General features: G+C 70.7%; 19 protein-coding genes. 15 read left to right on the top strand and 4 right to left on the bottom strand.

Annotation, left to right across the window (positions count from 1 at the left end; all coding sequences use genetic code 11):
* Window positions 1-13: 13 nt before the first annotated feature.
* On the bottom strand, window positions 14-1,243 hold the full coding sequence (locus tag OHT01_RS21460) for a S1C family serine protease (RefSeq protein ID WP_328554736.1): 1,230 nt from the start codon (window positions 1,241-1,243) through the stop codon (window positions 14-16).
* 445 nt (window positions 1,244-1,688) lie between these two features.
* Between OHT01_RS21460 and OHT01_RS21465 the strand changes: the two genes are divergently transcribed.
* The gene (locus OHT01_RS21465) at window positions 1,689-3,446 is read left to right on the top strand and encodes a trypsin-like serine protease (RefSeq protein ID WP_328554737.1); all 1,758 of its coding nucleotides are present in this window, start codon (window positions 1,689-1,691) and stop codon (window positions 3,444-3,446) included.
* Between the two features lie 100 nt (window positions 3,447-3,546).
* Here the strand turns inward: OHT01_RS21465 and OHT01_RS21470 are convergent, their stop codons facing one another.
* Window positions 3,547-4,569 (bottom strand): LacI family DNA-binding transcriptional regulator, encoded by a 1,023-nt coding sequence (locus OHT01_RS21470; protein ID WP_328554738.1) that lies wholly within the window; start codon window positions 4,567-4,569, stop codon window positions 3,547-3,549.
* A 23-nt stretch (window positions 4,570-4,592) separates the two neighbouring features.
* On the bottom strand, window positions 4,593-5,411 hold the full coding sequence (locus OHT01_RS21475) for a response regulator transcription factor (RefSeq protein ID WP_328554739.1): 819 nt from the start codon (window positions 5,409-5,411) through the stop codon (window positions 4,593-4,595).
* Window positions 5,412-5,664: 253 nt separating this feature from the next.
* Between OHT01_RS21475 and OHT01_RS21480 the strand changes: the two genes are divergently transcribed.
* The 9 genes from OHT01_RS21480 (at window position 5,665) to OHT01_RS21515 (ending at window position 11,747) form a co-directional block, all read left to right on the top strand.
* Window positions 5,665-6,546, top strand: coding sequence for an alpha/beta hydrolase (locus tag OHT01_RS21480; RefSeq protein ID WP_328554740.1), 882 nt, complete (start codon window positions 5,665-5,667; stop codon window positions 6,544-6,546).
* A gap of 65 nt (window positions 6,547-6,611) precedes the next feature.
* Window positions 6,612-6,866 (top strand): MoaD/ThiS family protein, encoded by a 255-nt coding sequence (locus OHT01_RS21485; RefSeq protein WP_328554741.1) that lies wholly within the window; start codon window positions 6,612-6,614, stop codon window positions 6,864-6,866.
* A gap of 8 nt (window positions 6,867-6,874) precedes the next feature.
* Window positions 6,875-8,056 (top strand): hypothetical protein, encoded by a 1,182-nt coding sequence (locus OHT01_RS21490; RefSeq protein WP_328554742.1) that lies wholly within the window; start codon window positions 6,875-6,877, stop codon window positions 8,054-8,056.
* Between the two features lie 195 nt (window positions 8,057-8,251).
* Window positions 8,252-8,986, top strand: a complete 735-nt coding sequence (locus OHT01_RS21495; RefSeq protein WP_328554743.1) for an LmeA family phospholipid-binding protein — start codon at window positions 8,252-8,254, stop codon at window positions 8,984-8,986.
* A gap of 383 nt (window positions 8,987-9,369) precedes the next feature.
* Window positions 9,370-9,450, top strand: a complete 81-nt coding sequence (locus OHT01_RS40180; RefSeq protein WP_350310325.1) for a putative leader peptide — start codon at window positions 9,370-9,372, stop codon at window positions 9,448-9,450.
* 148 nt (window positions 9,451-9,598) lie between these two features.
* Complete coding sequence (locus OHT01_RS21500; RefSeq protein WP_328554744.1) at window positions 9,599-10,444, top strand: sulfurtransferase; 846 nt, start codon at window positions 9,599-9,601, stop codon at window positions 10,442-10,444.
* A gap of 30 nt (window positions 10,445-10,474) precedes the next feature.
* A complete protein-coding gene (locus OHT01_RS21505; RefSeq protein ID WP_054232391.1) occupies window positions 10,475-10,762 on the top strand; it encodes a DUF1416 domain-containing protein in 288 nt (95 codons plus the stop codon).
* 179 nt (window positions 10,763-10,941) lie between these two features.
* Window positions 10,942-11,205 carry a DUF3099 domain-containing protein gene (locus OHT01_RS21510; RefSeq protein ID WP_328554745.1) on the top strand — a complete coding sequence of 88 codons (264 nt, stop codon included), beginning with the start codon at window positions 10,942-10,944 and terminating at the stop codon, window positions 11,203-11,205.
* 146 nt (window positions 11,206-11,351) lie between these two features.
* Window positions 11,352-11,747, top strand: a complete 396-nt coding sequence (locus OHT01_RS21515) for a VOC family protein (RefSeq protein ID WP_328554746.1) — start codon at window positions 11,352-11,354, stop codon at window positions 11,745-11,747.
* A gap of 57 nt (window positions 11,748-11,804) precedes the next feature.
* Here the strand turns inward: OHT01_RS21515 and OHT01_RS21520 are convergent, their stop codons facing one another.
* Window positions 11,805-12,167, bottom strand: coding sequence for a DsrE family protein (locus tag OHT01_RS21520; RefSeq protein ID WP_328554747.1), 363 nt, complete (start codon window positions 12,165-12,167; stop codon window positions 11,805-11,807).
* A gap of 156 nt (window positions 12,168-12,323) precedes the next feature.
* On the opposite strand from OHT01_RS21520, the gene OHT01_RS21525 reads away from it, so the two are divergent.
* The 5 genes from OHT01_RS21525 (at window position 12,324) to OHT01_RS21545 (ending at window position 16,664) form a co-directional block, all read left to right on the top strand.
* On the top strand, window positions 12,324-13,370 hold the full coding sequence (locus OHT01_RS21525; protein WP_328554748.1) for a hypothetical protein: 1,047 nt from the start codon (window positions 12,324-12,326) through the stop codon (window positions 13,368-13,370).
* Complete coding sequence (locus tag OHT01_RS21530; RefSeq protein ID WP_328554749.1) at window positions 13,367-14,305, top strand: hypothetical protein; 939 nt, start codon at window positions 13,367-13,369, stop codon at window positions 14,303-14,305. Before OHT01_RS21525 ends, OHT01_RS21530 begins: the two co-directional genes overlap by 4 nt.
* Before the next feature lie 248 nt (window positions 14,306-14,553).
* Window positions 14,554-15,324, top strand: a complete 771-nt coding sequence (locus OHT01_RS21535) for a hypothetical protein (RefSeq protein ID WP_443043423.1) — start codon at window positions 14,554-14,556, stop codon at window positions 15,322-15,324.
* 261 nt (window positions 15,325-15,585) lie between these two features.
* Window positions 15,586-16,161, top strand: a complete 576-nt coding sequence (locus OHT01_RS21540) for an FABP family protein (RefSeq protein WP_328554750.1) — start codon at window positions 15,586-15,588, stop codon at window positions 16,159-16,161.
* Between the two features lie 74 nt (window positions 16,162-16,235).
* Entirely contained in the window at window positions 16,236-16,664 is a 429-nt protein-coding gene (locus tag OHT01_RS21545; RefSeq protein ID WP_328554751.1) for a Fur family transcriptional regulator, read from the top strand.
* The last annotated feature ends 32 nt before the right edge of the window (window positions 16,665-16,696 follow it).

Consider the following 16,696-nt stretch of genomic DNA (forward strand, 5'->3'; position numbering starts at 1 on the left):
GCGACCTCCGGGTTCAGCCGTTGGATCCGCCGGCCCGCAGCGTGGCCAGGTCGGACTTGACGGTGTTGATCGGGATGGCGAAGCCGAGGCCGACGCTGCCCGCGCTCGACGAGGACGACGAGGAGTCCGAAGCGGCCGAGTACATCGCGGAGTTGATGCCGACGATGTTGCCGTTCATGTCGATGAGCGCGCCGCCGGAGTTGCCCGGGTTGAGCGAGGCGTCGGTCTGGAGGGCCTTGTACGTCGTGGTGGAGGAACCGGTGTCGCCGTTGAACTGGCGGCCGCCGAACTCGAACGGCCACTGGTCGCCGCTGCCGCTGCCGCCGCTGCCCTGCTGTTGCTGCTGGCCCTGGCTCTCGTCGGTGGAGACGGTCACGTCACGGTCGAGGGCGGAGACGATGCCGCTGGTGACGGTGCCGGTCAGGCCCTCGGGGGAGCCGATCGCGACGACCTGGTCGCCGACCCGGACGCCGTCGGAGTTGCCGAGCGTCGCGGGCTTCAGGCCGGAGGGCGCGTTGTCCAGCTTGATCAGCGCGAGGTCCTTCTTGCTGTCGGTACCGACGACGCTCGCGGTGTAGGACTTGCCGTCGTTCAGCTGCACCTTGATCGCGGAGGCGCCCGAGACGACGTGGTTGTTGGTGACGATCTCGCCGCCGGTCGTGATGATCACGCCCGAGCCGGTGGACGAGCCCGCGTTCGAGGTCGCGCCGATCTCGACGATGCTCGGGCTGACCGCCTTGGCGACGCCGGAGACCGTGCCGCGCTGGCTGGTGGGCACCACGTTGGCGCTGGTGGTGCTGGAGGTGGCGACGGTGTCGTTGCCGGTCAGCTCCTGGAAGGCGTACGCGGTACCGCCGCCGATCGCGGCCGCGACGATCGCCACGGCGGCGAGCAGGGCGAACGGCCCCTTGGCGCGCCGCTTGCCGGTGGCGCTCGCGGGGGGCTCCGGATGACCGGGGGCCGCCGAGGCGAAGGCCGCGGTGGAGCCGACCGGGTCGGGGCCGGGATGGCCGGCGTAGGGGCCGGCACCGTGGCCGCCGTCCCCGCCGCTGCCACCGTGCCCGGAGCCCGGCCACACGGTGGTGCCCGGCTCGACGTGGACCGGCGCGGCCGGGTCGTACGCCGGCGGTGGAGGCCACTCGGGATTCACGGGGGCGGAGTGATGCGACTGCTGCTCGGGGTACGCGGACCCGTGGTCGTCGCCCTGGGGGTACTCGCCGCTGCGGCGGAAGCTCTCGGTCATGAGAAAAGACTGTCCCCCGATCATGAGAGCTCCCTGAGTGGTCCCTGAGAAGCCCGACAGAACCTCGTATGCCCGATATAAAGACGCTTTCTGCGAGCGCGCTGCGAGTCCCCTGCGAGCCCTCCGTGCGTTCCCGGTGTGCCCGGACCGGCTCCCGGAGGGGTCCGGAACGGGCCCCGTCACCCGGGCCGCCGCGCTCCGGCGAACAGCGGGTTGCCTCCGGGTGATGCCACGGAAGGGCGGAAACGAACACTCGTCCGACCGTTGTGGAGGTCGTGTGTCCAGGGGCAGGTGAGGCCTACGATTCCCGGGCCGGAGGGGGGCTCCGCGGTTACGCCCGACATCGACGCAAGCGATTGCTGCCGTCGATCGGGCCGGTGCGTCGTATGCCCTTCTCGGCCTCTGACGAAGAAGACGGCACACGCACCCACACCAGGAGTCCTGAGTGATACCTGCCCTGCGCGACCGCTGGAGACGCCCCGCCACGGCGTTGCCGGCGGCCGCTCTCGCGCTGGCGCTGACCTGCGCCGGCGCCCTCGCGGCACAGCCCGCCACCGCCGCCGGTGATCCGGCCGGACCGCCCGGCGCGAGCGTCGCCCGGTCCTCGTCGGCACCCTCGCCGACCGCCTCCGACAAGGAGCTGCGCCACCGCGTCGTCGAAGCCGCCAAGACGCAGGCGACTCCCGGCACGGCTCCCAAGAAGACGCCGTTCATCATCGGCGGCACCGAGACGACGATCTCCTCCGCGCCGTGGATGGTCCAGCTCTCCTACTACGACAGCACGGCGCAGGTCGGCTACTTCTGCGGCGGCACCCTCGTCGCCCCGAACAAGGTCCTGACGGCGGCCCACTGCGTCGCGGGTCTGGACTGGGCGGACAACGGCGCGGTGGTCGCCGGTGCCACCGGTCTGCTGGACGACACGAACGGCACCGTCGCGGGCGTCCACCGCCAGTGGAACCACCCGCACTTCAACAGCGCGACCCTCCAGAACGACATCGCGGTCCTCACCCTGGACCGTCCTCTGGAGCAGCAGTGGCAGAAGCTGGTGGCCGCGGGCGACAGCGCCTCGTACAAGGCCGGCAACTCCGCCACCGTCTACGGCTGGGGCCTGACCTCCGGCGCCTCGGACGCCGACCTGTCGGCGAACCTGCGCAAGGTCACTCTGCCGCTCGTCTCCGACTCCACCTGCAACAGCGCGATGAACTCGGTCCTCGGTGAGGACGACTTCGTCGAGGGCTCCATGTTCTGTGCGGGCACCCCGGCGACCGGCGTCGACGAGGGCACCAAGAGCCCGTGCAACGGTGACTCCGGCGGTCCGGTGATCGTCGGCGGCAAGGTCGTCGGCATCGTCTCGTGGGGTGTCTCCGGCTGCACCGCGAAGGGCGCCTACCCGGTGTTCACCAAGGTGTCGTCGTACACCTGGGCCGCCCAGCCCCGCATCGACGACACGGACCTGACCTTCGACGGCCGCGCCGACCTGCTGGAGCGCACGCCCTCGGGTGGTCTGTTCGAGCAGGACAGCAAGGGCACCTCGCTGACCGCCCGCGCCTACCAGGGCAACAACTGGCAGAACGCCGGCTGGGTCCTCCAGGCCGATCTGGACCGGGACTTCTACCAGGACCTGATCATGCGGGACAAGGGTGACGGCAAGCTCTACCGCAGCTACCTGAACCACAGCACGGGCCAGTTCGAGTGGATGCAGATCAGCTCGGTGTGGGGCGGCTACAAGTCGTACGCCGTCCCCGGCGACCTGACCGGCGACTCCCGCCCCGACCTGGTCGCGGTGGACGCCGACGGCTCGGTCTACCTCTACCCGGGCAAGGGCACCGGCCAGTTCTACGGCCGGGTCAAGATCGTCGACAAGGCGTGGAAGAACGTCAGGATCTTCGGCCACGGCGACCTGTCCGGCGACGGCCGCGCCGACCTGCTGGTCCGCAACAGCTCGGGCGTCCTGTACCTCTACCGCGGCACGCAGGTCGAGAAGACCCCGTTCTCCGCGCGCGTCCAGGCCCGTACGGGCTGGAACTTCACCTCGTACGTGGCCAACGGCGATGTGACCGGCGACGGCATCGCGGATGTCGTCACCCGTGACTCGGGCGGCACGCTCTGGCTCTACCCCGGCACCGGCAAGGCCTCCAGCAGCCTCTTCGGCACCCGCAAGAGCCTCGGCACCGGCTTCAACCAGTACAACCTGCTGTTCTAGTTCCCGTCCGTCCCACCGCTGTGAACAGAGATCCCCGCGTCCCCTCAGGGGCGCGGGGATCTCCGCTGTCCGTATGTGGGGCGGCGGCGGGCCCGGGGGCCTACTGGCAGCCGCAGGACTGGCGTAGCACCAGCCGGGAGGGGAACAGCTTCAGCCGCTCGCGGCGGGACCCGGGCACCCGCAGCCCGTCGTCCAGGACGAGGTCCACGGCCGCTCTGGCCATCGCCGAGCGGTCCGATGCGATCGTTGTCAGAGGAGGGTCGGTGAGGGCCGCTTCCTTGACGTCGTCGAACCCGGCGACCGCGAGCTGCCCCGGCACGTCGATGCGCAGTTCGCGCGCGGCGCGCAGGACACCGATGGCCTGGTCGTCAGTGGAGCAGAAGATCGCCGGCGGCCGGTGCGGCCCGGCGAGCAGCTCCAGGCCGACCTGGTAGGCGTCGTACCGGTTGTAGGGGGCCTCGAAGAGGCGGCCCTCGGTCGGCTTGCCGGCCTCCTGCATCGCGCGGCGCCAGCCCTCGACGTGGTCGGAGACGGGGTCGCCGACGGCGGGCGTCTCGGCCGTGCCGCCGAGACAGGCCACGTACTCGTACCCGTGCTCCAGAAGGTGCCGGGTGGCGAGCTGGGCGCCCCCTATGTCGTCGGTGACGACGGCCACGTCGTCGATCGCCTCGGGGCGCTCGTGCAGGAGCACCACCCGGGCGTCCCAGGCGTCGATCTCGGCGGCCGCGTGGTCGTTCAGCGCGTGGCTGACGAGGATCAGCCCGGAGACCCGCATGCCGAGGAAGGCCCGCAGATAGTGGACCTCGCGCTCGGCGATGTAGTCGGAGTTGCCGACCAGGACCATTTTCCCGCGCTCGGCGGCGGCCTGTTCGACGGCGTGCGCCATCTCCCCGAAGAAGGGCTGGCGCGCGTCCGGCACGATCAGGCCTATGAGCTCGGTCTTCCGCGAGGCCATGGCCTGGGCGACCCGGTCGGGCCGGTACCCCAGCTCCTTGATCGCGGCGAGAACACGCTCGCGCGTGGCCGGGGCGACCGGCCGGGGTCCGTTGTTGATGACATAGCTGACGACGGCGGTGGACGTACCCGCCAGTCGCGCTACATCATCCCTAGTCACCTTGGCCACGCGCGGAGTCTACGCGGATGGACCTACCTCTGGGCAGGGCGTACGGCGGCTTCCTGCGGCTCTACCGCGGCTTGCGCCGGGGCGGGGCCGTCCAGGTGCGCCGTCTCGTCCGCATCCTCCGGCTTTGGCTGGGCAGCCTTGGCCTTCGCCTCGTCCGCGGCGCGGTCCACCTTCTCCGGGGTAACGAATCGATAACCGACGTTCCGGACGGTTCCGATCAGCGACTCGTGCTCGGGCCCGAGCTTCGCGCGCAGTCGCCGTACGTGTACGTCGACCGTCCGCGTACCGCCGAAGTAGTCGTAGCCCCAGACCTCCTGGAGCAACTGGGCGCGGGTGAAGACGCGGCCCGGGTGCTGCGCGAGGTACTTCAGGAGCTCGAACTCCTTGAAGGTGAGGTCGAGGACCCGGCCCTTGAGCTTGGCGCTGTACGTCGCCTCGTCCACGGAGAGGTCGCCGTTGCGGATCTCCATCGGGGAGTCGTCGTTGACGATCTGCTGGCGGCCCATGGCGAGACGCAGGCGCGCCTCCACCTCGGCCGGACCGGCGGTGTCGAGGAGGACGTCGTCGATGCCCCAGTCGGCGGTGACGGCCGCGAGGCCGCCCTCCGTCACGACGAGGATGAGCGGACAGCCGGGTCCCGTGGAGCGCAGCAACTGGCACAGGCTGCGGACCTGCGGGAGATCGCGTCGTCCGTCGATCAGGATGACGTCGGCACCGGGGGTGTCGACGAGAGCTGGGCCTTCGGCCGGAGCCACGCGCACGTTGTGCAGCAGCAGGCCGAGCGCGGGAAGCACCTCCGTCGACGGCTGAAGGGCGTTCGTGAGGAGCAACAGAGAACTCATCGAGCCTCACCCACCTGGGTCGTCCTGCGTTCGTGCACGGTTCGCTCGCCCATAACGTCTGGTTCCTCCTCGGTCCCTGCGAGGACGTTTGCGGCACTGCTCTTGTACGTGCGGATCCCGCGCCCCTGGGATCCGCTGCGCGTCCGAGGCCCGTACACCTGCGGTTTCCCGCTTCGTATACAACGCTTCCGAAAGCACAAAAGGACCCGGGGGCTACTCTGCCCGAGTCCTCATGCCCAGCAGAATAGCCCACATGAGCTCAGGTCCGGCAGGTCAAGTGACGCGATCTTTCAAGAGTCCACGCCTTGAGACAACGTCGCGTGCCCCTTCGCGGAGGTTTCTGCGCACGGTCGACGGGGTGACGATCGATGCGGCGTACGACCCCGGAACGGAGTCGTCAGGTGACCTCGCGTTCATCGTCGCCCATGGATTCACGGGTGATCTGGACCGGCCGCACGTCCGCCGCGCGGCAGGCGTCCTCGCCCGCAGGGGGGCGGTGGTCACCTTCTCCTTCCGCGGTCACGGCCGGTCGGGCGGCCGTTCCACGGTCGGCGACCGAGAGGTCCACGATCTGGCGGCGGCGGTCGCCTGGGCGCGTGAACTCGGGCACACCCGGATCGTGACCGTCGGCTTCTCGATGGGCGGCTCGGTGGTGCTGCGGCACGCCGCGCTCCACGCGGAGAAGGGCCGGGAGCCCGGTGGTGAGCCGGTGCCCGGCCGGGAGCACGAGGGGCGCACAGGGGCGCGTACGGACGCGGTGGTGTCGGTGAGCGCGCCGGCCCGTTGGTACTACCGGGGCACGGCCCCCATGCGGCGGCTGCACTGGCTGGTGACCCGCCCGGAGGGCCGGATCGTGGGCCGGCTGGGTCTGCGGACCCGGATCGACCACCGCGACTGGGACCCGGTGCCGCGGTCCCCGGTCGAGTGCGTCCCGCACATCGCGCCGACCCCGCTCCTCGTCGTCCACGGCGACCGGGACGGCTACTTCCCCGTCGACCACCCGCGGATGCTGGCCGAGGCCTCCGGCGGCCACGCCGAACTGTGGCTGGAGCACGGCATGGGGCACGCCGAGAACGCCGCCCCCGACGACCTGCTCACCCGTATCGGGGACTGGGCCGTCACCCACGCGGGCTAGCCTGACGGGGTTCACGCAAACAGACGCGCGGACATCACACACCAGATCGCTGATTGAGGAACGAGATGGCAAAGGGCACGGTGCGTTACTGGGCCGCCGCCAAGGCCGCGGCAGGCGTCGGCGAGGAGCCGTACGACGCGGGCACGCTCGCCGAGGTGCTCGACGCGGCCCGCGAACGACACCCCGGCGAACTCGTCCGCGTCCTGCGGCGATGCTCGTTCCTGATCGACGGTGATCCCGTGGGGACCCGCGGGCATGAGACGGTACGGCTGGCCGAGGGCGGCACGGTCGAGGTGCTCCCGCCGTTCGCAGGAGGGTGAGCGAGACGATGAGCAACCAGCCGTACGAGGGTCGGCACGAGGCGTACGACCCGTATCAGCAACCGCAGCAGCAGCAGCCCCAGCAGCAGGAGCCCCAGCCGCAGCCCGAGTGGCAGCAGCACACCCAGCAGTGGGAGGGGCGGACCTGGGAGGCGCAGGCGCACACGCCGGTCCCCGCGGCCGACACCGCGTATCCGGCCGCGCAGGGGTACCAGGCCTACGACGAACCCCAGGGGTACGGCGGTGCCGTGGGAGCGGCCCTGCCGCCCGAGGCTCCGGCGCGGCCGTGGGCACCGGAGCACGCTCCGGCCGCCGGCGAGGCACCCGGCGCCGTGGGCCCGGCCGACCCGTCCCGTCCCGGCGGGACGCTTCCCGAGAGCCCTGGCGAGGCCGGAGCGGGCTACGGGCCCGCGACCGTCGTCGGCCAGAGCCGGATCAGTGACGCCCAGCGTGCCCGCGCCGAGGGCCGCTCGCCGATCATCGAGCCCGGGATGCAGCCGGCCGCGCTGACGGCGCTGCTCGCGCTGCTGCTCTCCGGAGCGGCGGCGATCGGCGAGTACGCGCTCGTCGTCCCCCTCGTCCTGCTCCAGGCCGTCACCGCGGCGGGCTGGTTCCGGCTGAACGGGATGTGGCCCGCCCGGCAGGGCATCGCGCTGGCGTTCCTCGGCGCGGTGACCGCCGACGTGGCCCTGCTCGCGGCCGGCCGGGAGAACGCGCCCGCCGCGATCCTCGGCACGCTCGGTGTGTGGGTCCTGCTGACCCTCGTGCTGCAACTGCGCAGCCACGCCGACCCGGACACCCGCATGTACGGCCTGATGGCGACCGTCGTGTCCGCGGCGCTGTCGATCATCGCGGCCGGGCATCTGGCGGCCGAGCCGGACGCCGTCACGGTCGGCGCGGCCGCGGTCGCCGTGGCGATCCTGGCCCGCGCCCTGCCGCTGCCCACCGCGGCCTCCGTGGTGGTCGCGCTGCTGGCCGCCACCGGCGCCGGCATCGCGGTCGGCGGGATGACGGACCTGGGCACGCAGGGCGCCTTCCTGGGCCTCGGTGCCGGGGCGTGCGCGCTGATCGGCCACCGGGTCGCCAGCTACGACTACCCCTCGCGGTTCGTCCACTTCACCGCGGGCGTGGCGCTGCCGCTGGCCGCCGCCGCTCCCGCGGTCTACCTGCTCGGCAGAGCGCTGGGCTGATCGGCCGGTCCCACCGGTTCGGATCCGATCCAGCCGTTCCGATCGGATCCGGTCATCCAGCCTCTCCGGATCGTCACAGATGATCGACAACACCCCCGAAGGGCCCCCGATCCGGGGGCCCTTCGGGGTTAGGCTCGCGCTCGGCGGTCACTCGGCCGTCCAGACGGGGCCGTCCCAGGTGGGGGAACATCGAGCATGCGCGCACTGCGAATAAGCCTGATTCTGCTGGTCGTTCTCGGCGGTCTGTTCGTGCTCGCCGACCGGGTGGCGGTCGGGTTCGCGGAGGACGAGGCGGCCGGCCGGATCAAGAGCGCCGAGGGACTCGCGGCCACCCCCGACGTGTCCATCGGGGGCTTTCCGTTCCTCACCCAGGTCGTCGGCGGCGAGCTCGACGACGTGAAGATCGGCATCAAGAACTACGAGGCGTCGACGGGCTCCTCCGCCGGCACCATCCGCATCGACGACCTCAACGCCGAGATGCGCGGCGTCGCCTTCGACGGCGGCTACAGCTCCGCCACCGCCGGCAGTGCCACCGGCACCGCGTCGATCTCGTACGCCGAGCTGCTCAAGGCCGCGAAGTCCGGGCCCGAGGACGTGGCGCCCGGCGTCACGGCCCAGGTCATCGGCCTCTCGGACGGCGGCAACGGCAAGATCAAGGTCACCGTCTCGGGGACCGTCCTGGGCGCCAAGCTGCCCGAGCCGGTCTCGGTGCTCAGTTCCGTCACCGTCTCCGGTGACACCGTGAAGGTGCACGCCGACTCGCTGCCCAAGCTGGGTGTCCAGCTCGCCGAGGGCCGGATCCGCTCGATCACCGACTTCCAGCAGAAGATCGAGCAGCTGCCCGGCGGCATCAAGCTCGACAAGGTCGAGGCGGCCCCGACGGGCGTCGAGATCTCGGTGAAGGGTTCGGACGTCCGGCTCGTCGGGTAGAAGGCCCGACCGGACCGATCGGGTGGCGGGCAGCATCTGGCCGGACCGGCGCGGGGCGACGGGTCGACGGGGTGACGGGGTGAAGCCGGCCGGGCCGAGTGAGGCCGGGCGGCAGCGGCCCGGGGCGGGCCCGTGGGCGGGCGGGGTGGCGCCGAGGTGGCCCGGTCGCGCGGCGAAGGGCTCTTTCCGGGGACGGTTGTCCGAAAGGCGAGACGGCCCTGTCCGTACCGCAGATGCGCCGTCGAATGGATGAGCGACCCGTACCCCCAGAATCCGTGCGGGCGGGGCCCCGGCAAGGCTCGCGTATCACAATGCGGACGATCGCGTCTCAATATTCGACACGCCGGTGACATGTCCGCCTGTCCGTCCCTACGATCGGACCCATGAAGCGACAGGCGGACCTCACGAAGCGGCGGGCAGTAGACCTGTGCCGCGTCGCCGCCATGCTCTGTCGCACCTTCTGAGCGGAAGCGTTCCCGCCTTCCGCGAGCCGGGCCCCTGGACCTCTCTTGTCCGGGCCACCATTGCGCCGCGCAGCCCTCACCGGCATGCAGCACCGCGCACCCTCTCCAACGCACCACCCCGCCGCAACTGCCCCGGAGGAGAACGAGCATGAGCCGCAGTGACGTCCTGGTAGACGCCGACTGGGTCCAGGACCACCTGGACGACCCGAACGTGGCCGTCGTCGAGGTCGACGAGGACACGTCGGCGTACGAGAAGAACCACATCAAGAACGCCATCCGGATCGACTGGACCAAGGACCTCCAGGACCCGGTCCGCCGTGACTTCATCGACCAGGAGGGCTTCGAGGAGCTCCTCTCCTCGAAGGGCATCGGCAACGACACGCTGGTCGTGCTCTACGGCGGCAACAACAACTGGTTCGCGTCCTACGCCTACTGGTACTTCAAGCTCTACGGCCACGAGAACGTGAAGCTGCTCGACGGCGGCCGCAAGAAGTGGGAGCTCGACTCCCGCGACCTGGTCGACGGCTCGCAGATCCCCGACCGCACCGCCACCGCCTACAGGGCCAAGGCCCAGAACACCTCGATCCGCGCCTTCCGCGACGACGTCGTCGCCGCGATCGGTTCGCAGAACCTGGTCGACGTCCGGTCGCCCGACGAGTTCAGCGGCAAGCTGCTCGCCCCGGCGCACCTGCCGCAGGAGCAGTCGCAGCGTCCGGGCCACGTCCCGAGCGCCCGCAACATCCCGTGGTCGAAGAACGCCAACGACGACGGCACCTTCAAGTCGGACGACGAGCTCAAGGAGCTCTACGCCGGCGAGCAGGTCGACCTGGCCAAGGACACGATCGCCTACTGCCGCATCGGTGAGCGTTCCGCGCTCACCTGGTTCGTCCTGCACGAGCTCCTCGGTGTGCAGAACGTCAAGAACTACGACGGCTCGTGGACCGAGTACGGCTCCCTCGTCGGCGTGCCGATCGAGCTCGGCGCCAACAAGTAACCCTCAAGGCCTGAAGGACGGAATCGAAATATGTGTGGAGCGAAGGCCGGCGGCCCGGACGCCTCGACGATCAAGCCCGGTGAGACCACGATCCAGGGTCAGGTGACCCGCGACGGCGAACCGGTGACGGGCTACGTCCGTCTGCTGGACTCGACCGGCGAGTTCACGGCGGAGGTCCCCACGTCCGCGACGGGTCAGTTCCGCTTCTACGCGGCCGAGGGCACCTGGACCGTCCGCGCGCTGGTCCCCGGTGGCACCGCCGACCGCACGGTCGTCGCCCAGACGGGCGGCCTCGCCGAGGTCGCGATCGCCGTCTGAACGGCGGACCGCCGTCCCTGACGGCAGTCGACTGAACGGCCGAAGGGCCGCACCCCCGGGGGTTGGACGCTTACCGGATCGGGGTGCGGCCCTTCGGCTTGCCCGTTCCGCCCGCCCCCGGCCCCGCAGGGGGCCGCCGACACTGCGCCGGACGGGTTGTCCGGGCCTACGCTGGTGGTATGTACGCGCGCAGGCGTCATCTGTACTTCGCCATGATGGGGACGTGCATCGTGCTGTTCGTCCTCGCCTGGGGAGTCGTACGGTTGTGGTCGGTCCCCGCGGCGGTCGCGATGTGTGTGGTCGCCATGGTGATTCCGCCGGTGGCCGCGATGGTGGCCAACCGGCGGGGACCGGAGGACCGGTGGTGGGACGACCCGTCCGGGGACCCGAAGTCCGACGAGTGGTGGGACGAGCTGGACGGCAAGAAACGGCGGCAGCCGTAGAGCGGCGCCGGGCGGTGGAGCGAACGGCGCCGTCGGCGGAGAGGCGGCGCCCGCGGCAGGGCGGCGGCAGCGGGAAGGCGGCGCCGGCTGCGGACGTGGTGGCAGCGGGCGAAACGGCGGCAGCGGTGGGAGCGGAAAAGGCGTCTATGTCGCGTACGAGGTTGTCCACCGTGGTGCTCGACGCGCCCGACGCCCATGAACTGGCCGGTTTCTACCGGCGGCTGCTCGGATACGAGGTGCGCGCCGAGGAGCCCGACTGGGTACTGATCGGTCCGCCGTTCGGCGGGGTCGCGCTCGCCTTCGAGACCGAGCCGCACTACACGCCGCCGGTATGGCCCGCGGGCCCCGGCGACCAGCGGATGATGCTCCATCTCGACATCGAGGTCGACGACCTCGCCGAGGAGACCGAACACGCAGTGGAGCAGGGCGCCCGGCTCGCCGAGCACCAGCCCCAGGAGGACGTACGCGTGCTGTTCGACCCGGCGGGCCACCCCTTCTGCCTCTGGGTGGACACCCGCGCGCGGCGCAGACGCGGTCAGTAGGGCCACGGCGCGGTCGGCGGAGGCACGGGCCCCGCCGCCGGAGACGTGCGGACGGCGTCAGTAGACCAGCGCCTGCGTCCCGTCCGCCATCGCCTCCTGCACGAACACCTGCGCGCCCGCGATCCGCACGCCGTCGAGGACGTCCTTCTCGGTGATGTCGCGGCGGGCCGCGCACTGGGTGCACAGGGTGATGCGCCCGGCCGCCAGGATCGAGTCGATCAGATCGGGCAGCGGCGCGGCGTGCGGCAGTTCGAACTCGGCGGCGCGGCCCGGCAGCGCGAACCACGCGGACTCCCCGGTCAGCCAGAGGGAGACCTCCACGCCACTGGCCACGGCCACCGCCGCGACGGTGAACGCCTGTGAGCAGCGCTCCGGGGCATCGGCCCCCGCCGTCACCTTGATCACGAGCTTGTTCGCCATGGCCGCCATGGTATTCCGAATCGTGATCAACGTCCGGGCAACCCCGTGCGGGGACCATGAGTCTCCTGTGCACGCGGATACGGAATCCGTACTTCACGTTCGTGGGGGGACGTCTTGGTAGGACCCGAAGTACCCGAAACACCGGAAAGACCGAGCGTGCCCGAGGTTGCGCCGGTTGCTGGTTCCGGTACGGCAGACAGTGAGCCCGGACAGCTCGAACAGCCCGAGACGTCCGGGCAACCCGTAGAGCCCGCACCTGTCGAGGCGTCCCCGGCTCCGGCGTCGGCCACGGACGCGGCACCGTCGTCGGCCACGGACGCGGCATCGGCTCCGGCGTCGGCCACCGACTCGGCATCGGACTCGGCAGCGGCCACGGACTCGACCCCGGCACAGGCCCCGGCACAGACCGAGGCGGTCGCGCAGTCCGATGGACCCGCGGCGCCCGCCGAGCGGACGGCCGCGCCCGCCGAGCCGGATGACGCTCCGTCAGTACCGCGCGCCCGTCGGCGCGGACGCACGACCCTGCTCATCGCCACGGCCGCCGTGCTCGGTCTCGTCGCCGGTACCTGCGCCGGATATCTGGTGCAGGCCGACAGCGAGCCCACCAAGCTGCCGTCGCTGTCGCAGCCGGCTGTCGCCCAGGCCAAGGGTGACGGTCCCGAGCCGCTGTCCGCCGCCCAGGACGACCGGGTGAAGACGAACGGCGACCTGCGCAAGCTGCTGCTTCCCCGGCCGAAGGGCACGAGGGAGAGCGAATGGACGGGCGACGACGGCTGGATGAATCTGACGGAGTACGCGGACTCCTACAAGAAGCCGGCCGGCGCCTTCGGCACCCTCGTCGCCGACGAGTTCCGCCGCGCGGCCGTCGTCGGCTGGCGGCAGGGCAGTACGTACAGCGTGGAGATCCGTCTGGTGCAGTACCGCCAGGAGGAGTCCCTCAAGGCCTCCGAGGCCGCCGACAACGCGTACTACTGGGCGGAGAAGGACGCAGGCACCAACAGCCGGCCCCTCCCCGGCACCGGGGACGGCATGGTGTACGTCCACACCCGGCCCGAGACGAAGGCCGGCTACCTCCCGATCTACTCGGCGGAGGCGCACGCCTGGCGCGGTGACATCGCCATGGAGGTCTGGGTCTACGACACCAAGCCGATTCCCAAGGAAAAGATCATGGATCTGGCCAAGCGGCAGGTGGGTCGACTGTGAGCGAGAACCCCATCGAGGACCCCGCCGAGAGTCCGGCCGAGAACCCCATCGGGAACCCTGCCGAGGGCCTCGCCGAGAACCCCGCGCAGAGCCCTGCCGAGAACCCCGCCGAGAACCCCGCGCAGAACACCGCCGAGGGCCCCGGTGAGAGCCCCGGCGTGCCCGCCGGCGAGACCGTCGCGCCCAAGAAGCGCCTGCGGCGTGGCCGAATAGCCGCCGTCTCCGGCGCTGTCCTGCTGGTCGCGGCGGTGATCGGTGGCGTCGGCTGCACCGTCGTGACCGTGGACGGGGCCGACCGCGACCCGGGGAAGCCCACCTGGCGTTTCCCGAAGGCCGTGAAGGACAAGGAAGAGAAGGCGAAGCCCGACACGGGCCTCAAGGGCATGCTCCTGCCCTACGGCGACGACTACACGCGTGGTCCGGACCTCGCCGAGTTCGGCGCCGAGGCCGAGTTGAGCGGCAGCCAGGCCGCCGCACTCCGCAAGGAGGCCATCAGCGACCTGCCGCGCACCCAGCGGCGGAAGCTGGAGAAGCGGATCGACGAGGAGCGCATCAAGGGCATGGTGATGCGCAGTTACCTCAGCTCGGACGTCTACGCGGACTACGACAAGAAGACCTTCACCGCGAGCGTCACGCTTTCCCAGATGGCGAACCAGCGGACCGTGCGGGAGATCTCGACGGCGCAGAACGCGATCTTCGACGCGCTGGGGATCTTCCGCAAGGGCCCCAAGATCAAGGGCCACAAGAACGCCGGGTGCTTCCTCCCGCCCAAGGACAGCAGCGAGAAGCTCGACATGATGGTCTGCTCCGCATACGAGGGAGACGTGCTGGTCAGCGCGACCGTCTCCGGCGTCAAGCCGCTGGACGGCCCTGCCGTCGCCCGCTTCCTGGCCGCCCAGCTCGACAGGATCACGGACCCGGGGGAGGCCGTATGACCGAGAACCTTGCTGCGCCTGTGGCTTCGGAAGAAGCCCCTGAGGCGTCTGCCGAAACAGCACCGGAGGCAGTACCGGAAGCAGCGACACCGGAGGCAGTACCGGTAGCCGCGACACCGGAGACAGCACCGGTAGCCGCGACACCGGAGACAGCACCGGTAGCCGCGACACCGGAGACAGCACCGGCAGCAGCACCCGAAGCACCTCTGGAAGCGCCGTCGGCCGAACCGCTCCCGGTCGGACCCCCGGTGAAGAAGGACCGCCGGGTCCTGCGGGCCGTGCTGCGCTGGACCGCGGCCACCGTGGCGTTCGCGGCGGCCTGCGCGGGCGCCACGTACGGCATCACGGAGATGCGGCGCACCGACGTCCCGGGCCTGGCGACCGTGTCCGACGGGCGCTGGAACTACCCCGAGATCCAGTTCCCGCCGCTGCCCTCGGGCAGCCCGCGCCCCTTCGCCGAGGCGAACAAGGCCGGCGTGCACTACGCCGACCTGCGTGAGCTGCTGCTGCCGGCCCCCCGGGGCGCGACGGCCGACAAGGCCCTGCGGGGTACGGACGGCTGGCTGCCGAGGAAGGGCTTCCTCGCCGAGTACGCCTCGAAGGACGACCGCGATCACATCGACGAGCTGCTGACGGACTACGGCCTGCGGCACATCGCCGCTCGCGGCTGGACCACCCCGGACGGCACGCACACCCGGATCTACCTGCTCCGGTTCGACACCGCCGCGGTCGTCGACGAGCTCCAGCAGGAGGAGTTCACGAGCTGGGACAGCCCGAAGTTCGCGGCGCGAGGCGCCGCCGACGTGCACAACGACGAGGCTTTCTCGCACGTCACCCCGGTCGCGAACGTCGCCCGGTACCCGTACACGGAAGCCAAGCCGTACGGCGCCGGGCAGGTCCGGCAGGCGTACCTGGTGGCCGGGGACACCCTCGCCCTGGTGGTGCAGTCCCGCAAGGGCTCCGCCCGCGCGGTCCCCTTCCAGCAGACGGTCGTCCTGCAGAGCCAGCTCCTCGGCTGAGGGCCGCGGCCCGCCAGGGCACACCTGAAAGAGAACGCCGGGTCCCAGCCGCGTAAGCTGGGGCCCGGCTTTTGTGTACCTCCCCAGTCCCGGCTGCGTCCGGGCGGGGACCCGTTCCGCTCACCGAGGAGCACCCCGTGGAGATCTTCTTCGAAACCCTGCTGGCCTTGGTCTGCGTCGGCGTGCTCGCCTTCGCCGGACTGACCGTGAAGAAGCTGTACCAGGGCCAGCGCTGACCCCCATCAAGGAACTGCTCAGCTCATGATCGAGATCCCGTCGGACCTCCACAAGGACCTGGTCCCCCTTGTCTTCCTGCTCGGCGACTGGGCCGGAGTCGGCGTGTACGACTTCCCCGGCTCCGAGAAGTGCAACTTCGGGCAGGAGGTCAGCTTCACGCACGACGGGCGGGACTTCCTGGAGTACCGCTCGCACAGCTGGGTGCTCGACGCGGACGGCGAGAAGGTCCGGCCGCTGGAGTCCGAGGCCGGTTTCTGGCGGGTCGACGCCGACCGCAAGGTCGAGGTCGTCATGACCCGCGACAGCGGCGTCGTCGAGATCTGGTACGGCGAGCTGGCCGACAAGAAGCCGCAGATCGACCTGGTCACCGACGCCGTGGCCCGTACGGCCGCGTCCGGTCCCTACAGCGGCGGCAAGCGCCTCTACGGCTATGTGAACAGCGACCTCATGTGGGTCGGTGAGAAGCAGACCCCCGAGGTCGAGCTGCGTCCCTACATGTCGGGGCACCTGAAGAAGGTCGTCACCCCGGAGGACGTCGAGCGCTGGGCCAAGGACCTGCCCGACGACATGCCGGACGACGGGATCGCCTTCTTCAAGTAGGCCGCCGTGCCGTTCGTGAGCCGCCGTGCAGTTCATCAGGCCGGCTCCGACGGGAATGGTCCTAGACTTCCAGTGTGGTGAGCACCGACTGGAAGAGCGACCTCAGGCAGCGCGGCTACCGGCTGACGCCGCAGCGCCAGCTTGTCCTCGAAGCAGTGGACACCCTGGAGCACGCGACCCCCGACGACATCCTCGTGGAAGTGAGGAAGACGGCGTCGGGGGTCAATATTTCCACCGTCTACCGGACCCTGGAGCTCCTTGAGGAGCTCGGGCTGGTCAGCCATGCCCATCTGGGGCACGGCGCACCGACGTACCACCTGGCCGACCGGCACCACCACATCCACCTCGTCTGCCGGGACTGCACGAACGTCATCGAGGCCGATGTCTCCGTCGCCGCCGAGTTCACCGCGAAACTCCGGGACACCTTCGGCTTCGAGACGGACATGAAGCACTTCGCCATCTTCGGCCGCTGCAAGGACTGCCAGGCAGCCCTTCAGAAGTGACAGAAATAAAATCGGCGACCGCGCGGTCGTAG

It is taken from the genome of Streptomyces sp. NBC_00358, from assembly GCF_036099295.1.
In the GTDB taxonomy this organism is placed as follows: Bacteria; Actinomycetota; Actinomycetes; order Streptomycetales; family Streptomycetaceae; genus Streptomyces.